4 protein-coding genes are annotated in these 4,218 nt (G+C 63.5%); 2 read left to right on the top strand and 2 right to left on the bottom strand.

The genetic code is table 11. The annotated features are described in order from the left end of the window. The coding region (locus EN879_RS26350) for an ATP-binding protein (protein WP_245493871.1) at window positions 1-873 on the top strand (873 nt) is incomplete at its 5' end. 39 nt (window positions 874-912) lie between these two features. On the opposite strand, the gene EN879_RS26345 is transcribed toward EN879_RS26350, so the two are convergent. Beyond that, window positions 913-1,731 (bottom strand): AraC family transcriptional regulator, encoded by an 819-nt coding sequence (locus tag EN879_RS26345; RefSeq protein ID WP_063170251.1) that lies wholly within the window; start codon window positions 1,729-1,731, stop codon window positions 913-915. A gap of 113 nt (window positions 1,732-1,844) precedes the next feature. Here EN879_RS26345 and EN879_RS26340 point away from each other — a divergent pair, with 113 nt between their 5' ends. After that, a complete protein-coding gene (locus EN879_RS26340; protein ID WP_063168115.1) occupies window positions 1,845-2,735 on the top strand; it encodes an NAD-dependent epimerase/dehydratase family protein in 891 nt (296 codons plus the stop codon). Window positions 2,736-2,867: 132 nt separating this feature from the next. On the opposite strand, the gene EN879_RS26335 is transcribed toward EN879_RS26340, so the two are convergent. Then, a partial coding sequence (locus EN879_RS26335) for a peptidoglycan DD-metalloendopeptidase family protein (protein ID WP_127274334.1) occupies window positions 2,868-4,218 on the bottom strand: 1,351 nt, incomplete at its 5' end.

Below are 4,218 nucleotides of genomic sequence, written 5' to 3'. Positions count from 1 at the left end.
ACCGACAGCAGCATTGAGGCCCTGAACCAGAAACTCGACCGGCTGATCGAAGCGGTGAGCCGCCTTGCCCCGCCGCCGGTGCCCCAAACCGACCTCCGCGAGGCTGATTGCTTCGTTTGGCAGGCCGATCCGGGCTATCTGGAACCGGTGCACAGGGTTAACCGCGTCGACATCGGACTGATCCGTGGCGTCGACCGCGTCCGCGACATCCTTGTCGACAACACCGAGCGCTTCGCTGCCGGCTACCCGGCCAACAATGTGTTGTTGTGGGGCGCGCGCGGCATGGGCAAATCGTCGCTGGTCAAGGCCGTGCATGCGGAGATCAACGCCAAGGCCAGGTCCGACCTGCCGTTGAAGCTGATCGAGATCCACCGCGAGGACATCGACACGCTGCCGAAGCTGATGGGTCTGCTGAAGGCGGCGCCCTTCCGCTTCATCCTGTTTTGCGACGACCTCTCCTTCGACCATGACGACACCTCCTACAAATCGCTCAAGGCAGCGCTCGAAGGCGGCGTCGAGGGCCGTCCAGCCAATGTCATCTTCTACGCCACCTCGAACCGCCGCCATCTTTTGCCGCGCGACATGATCGACAATGAACGCTCGACCGCGATCAACCCGTCCGAAGCGGTCGAGGAAAAGGTGTCGCTGTCCGACCGCTTCGGGCTGTGGCTCGGTTTCCACAAATGTTCGCAGGACGAGTATCTCGACATGATCGACGGCTATGTCCGCCATCACGGGCTGACAATCGATCCCGACACGCTGCGCGCCGAAGCATTGGAATGGGCGACGACGCGCGGCAGCCGCTCGGGCCGCGTCGCCTGGCAGTTCACCCAGGATTTGGCTGGCCGGCTCGGCAAACCGCTGAAGGACTGATGCGTTGGATAGCGTCGCCAACGCCATCCGATGACAAGATCATTTGGGCGGCTGCGACCGCCGCAAATCACGCGGCGTTTGGCCGATCTCACGCCGCATCCAATGCGCCAGATGTGACTGGTGCGCGAAGCCCGTCAATTCCGCCACCTCGCTTGTGCTGAGATCGCCTTGCTGCAGCAGGACGCGTGCGCGTTCGACGCGACGCCGTAGCACGTAGCGGTGCAGGGTGAAGCCCGTCGCCGCCTTGAACCATGTCCGCAAGTGCGAACTGCTGGCGCCGGCAACCCGGCTCAGTCGATGGATCGATAGGGGTTCGTGCAGCGCAACCTCGATATGCTCCAGCACGCGCTTGAGCTGAGTATCCGACAGCCGGTTCGCGCGATCGATATCAGGTTCACCGAGGCCAAGCAGCCTCACAGCGAGCGCGGCGCCGATGCTGTCGGCAAACAACGACCCGCTCGGCGACTTCGCATTGAGATCGCTCTCCAGTGCTCGCGCGAGGTGTTCGATGCGCTGGTCACGAAGCAGGTGACGTGTGCCGAGCGGCAATGCGCGCGCCTTGCCAAGTTCGGCTGCCACCCTTTCCATCAAGGCCGGTTGTAACGCGATCTCGATCGTGTCGAACGGGGTCTCAGCCTCGAACCCACCCTCCTGACCGGCGGGCACCAGGTCGATATCGCCGGCGCGCCTGACGAAATATCGTCGAACCTCATGGCAGTAGGAGCGCGTCGCGGCACTTGCATGCACCATGATGCGATGGTGTGGCGCCCGGAGCAGACGATGGACCCCGGCTTCGACATGCCGGGAGGCCAATGTTACGTCGGACGGGGATCGGGCCGGGGCGACTTGCGAGAGCATGCTTTCTCGATTCATGGCAAAACCTGTTCAAGACTTGGCAATTCCCGCGCGATTTTCAATGCCGTGGCTATGTACCTACGCCTCTCCATAAAACTTGGATGAGAGGTTATGCCATGAGTTTCTATGTTGTTGTGGGAGCAGGCCCGGTTGGTCGCGAGACCGCGCGGCTTCTGGGCGAAGAAGGCCATGATGTTGTCTTGACGAGCCGGAGTGTCGGTTCGAACGCGCTGCAAAACGTCCGGACCGTGCAGTCCGACGCCACCAATGCCGCGGAACTGGCGCGTATCAGCCGAAACGCCGACGCGATCTTCATGTGCGCCATGGCCGCCTATCACCGCTGGCCGACCGACTTCTTCCCAATCATCGACGGCACCGTGCGGGCTGCCGAAGCGGTCGGCGCGAAGCTTGTGGTGCTCGGAAATCTCTATGGCTATGGCAAAGATGCCGAAAGCCCGCTTCACTCCGACCTGTCTCTGGATCCGACTTCGAAGAAAGGAACCGCCCGGACGATCATGTGGCAGCGGGCGGTCCGTGCGGACGTGCCGGCCGTCGAAGTGCGGTCCAGCGATTATCTTGGACATGGCGCGATCAGCTCTTTCTCACTGGTCGCGCTGCCCTCCATAATCGAAGGGAAACCGACGGCTTTCATCGGAAACCTCGACGCAACTCACGCCTGGTCCTTCACGAAGGACGTGGCCAGGACACTGGTCGCTGCCTCGCGCTACACGGGCGAATGGGGACGGGCGTTCCATGTTCCATCGCAACACGCCCCACCCCGGGAACTCATCCGGGCGACCGCGGCAATGCTTCACCGTGAAATTCCAGGAACACGCTCCTATTCCATCTCCGAAATGGAAGCATTGGGCATGCATGAGCTCATCGAGATGAGCTATCTCTTCGACAAACCCTTGCTGGTCGATTCCTCCGACGCGGAGACGCTTCTCGGCGTCAAGGCCAGCAGCCTTGGCGTCATGATCGCCGACACTCTGCGCGACCATCTTTGAAGCTTGAAGACTGGCGCGTCGCACCGGAACTGAAAAAGCCCGCTCCTTTCGGAACGGGCTGAGCCGGCGGGCCGGACTGGAGGTCAGACGGCCCGCAAATTGCTTTTTTTCTTCTATTCGAAACAGCCCCGACTATTCGAGATAACCGGAGGGATCGACTGGCGCCGAATTCTTGCGCACTTCGAAGTGCAGCTTCGGCGAGTCCGTCGTGCCGCTCATGCCCGACAGCGCGATCTCCTGGCCGCGCTTGACCTTCTGGCCGCGCTGCACCTCGATCGAACTGGCATGGCCGTAGACGGTGACCAGGCCGTTCTCGTGGCGCACCAGCACCGTGTTGCCGAATTCCTTGAGGCCGTCGCCGGCATAGATGACGACACCGTTCTCGGCCGCCTTGACCGGTGTGCCCGTCGGCACGGCGATATCGACGCCGTCCTTGCCCGAGCCGAAACCGGAAATCACGCGGCCGCGCACCGGCCAGCGCATCTTGCCGATGCCGGTGGCGTCTGGCGCGACGGCATCGTCGGCCTCGGCCTGCTGGATGACCTTCGAATCCTTTTTCGGCGGCGTGTAGGACGCCAGCGTTTCAGACGGCGTGGTCTTTGCCGCGGGCTGCGTGGTGGCCGTCGTCACCGGATCGACCTTGGCCGGCTTGGCAGCGGCGACGGTCGCGGTTCCGCCGGCCGGCACCTTCAGGGTCTGGCCGATCTTGAGCAGTCCGTCCTTCATCCCGTTGGCCTGCTTTAGAGCAACGACGCCGACGCCGGTCTTCCTGGCAATCGAAGACATCGTGTCGCCCGACTGGACCGTGTAGGTCCCGGCAGCGCCGGTCGTCTTGGCAACCTGCGGCTTGGGCTCCTTGGGCTGGTTTGCTGCGGCCGACGCGTCGACCTGAGCGGCGGACTTGCCTTCCTTAGGCTTCGGCTGCTGCGGCAGAACGGCGACCTTGTCCGGCGCAGTGGCCGGCAGGTTGTGCTTGCCGTCTTTCGCCGGCTTGGCATCCGCGACCTTCGCCTCGCCTTTGCTGGAATAGGCATAGGCCGGGATGACCAGCTTCTGGCCGGTCTTCAGCCCCTTGGTCGCGCTCAGCCCGTTGACCTTCATGATCACGTCGGACGGCACCTTGTAGCGCTGCGCCAGGCCGCCGATCGTTTCGCCGTCCCTGACGACGATCTCGGTTGCATGCGGAGTGCCGGAAGCAGCCACGCGGGGTTCGTCAGGTTGCGAAACCTTGAAAGGCGACGCCGCCGGAGCGACGGTGCCGGTCGTGGTCCTGTCGACATGCGGTGCCGGGGCCAATGCGGTGCGCACCGGCTTCGATGCCGGCGCCTGCTGCGCTTGGGCAACGGGCGGCGGCAGCGGCCGCGTCGAGACCGGCTCGAGGCTGGAGCGGCTGACCGATTGTGTATGGCTGCCATCGATCGGAGCGGCGGCGACATCGCCCGGATAGGGCTGCTGTACGGCATCCTGCTTGTTGATGATGGCG

It is taken from the genome of Mesorhizobium sp. M7A.F.Ca.AU.002.02.1.1, assembly GCF_003998535.1.
Classification (GTDB): Bacteria; Pseudomonadota; Alphaproteobacteria; order Rhizobiales; family Rhizobiaceae; genus Mesorhizobium; species Mesorhizobium ciceri.
This window is presented reverse-complemented; position numbering and strand designations above follow the sequence as displayed.

What these genes read in the sequence shown, in the direction of transcription:
- EN879_RS26345 (WP_063170251.1), bottom strand. Translation starts at nt 1,731, where the DNA reads ATGCTCTCGCAAGTCGCCCCGGCCCGATCCCCGTCCGACGTAACATTG.
- EN879_RS26340 (WP_063168115.1), top strand. Translation starts at nt 1,845, where the DNA reads ATGAGTTTCTATGTTGTTGTGGGAGCAGGCCCGGTTGGTCGCGAGACC.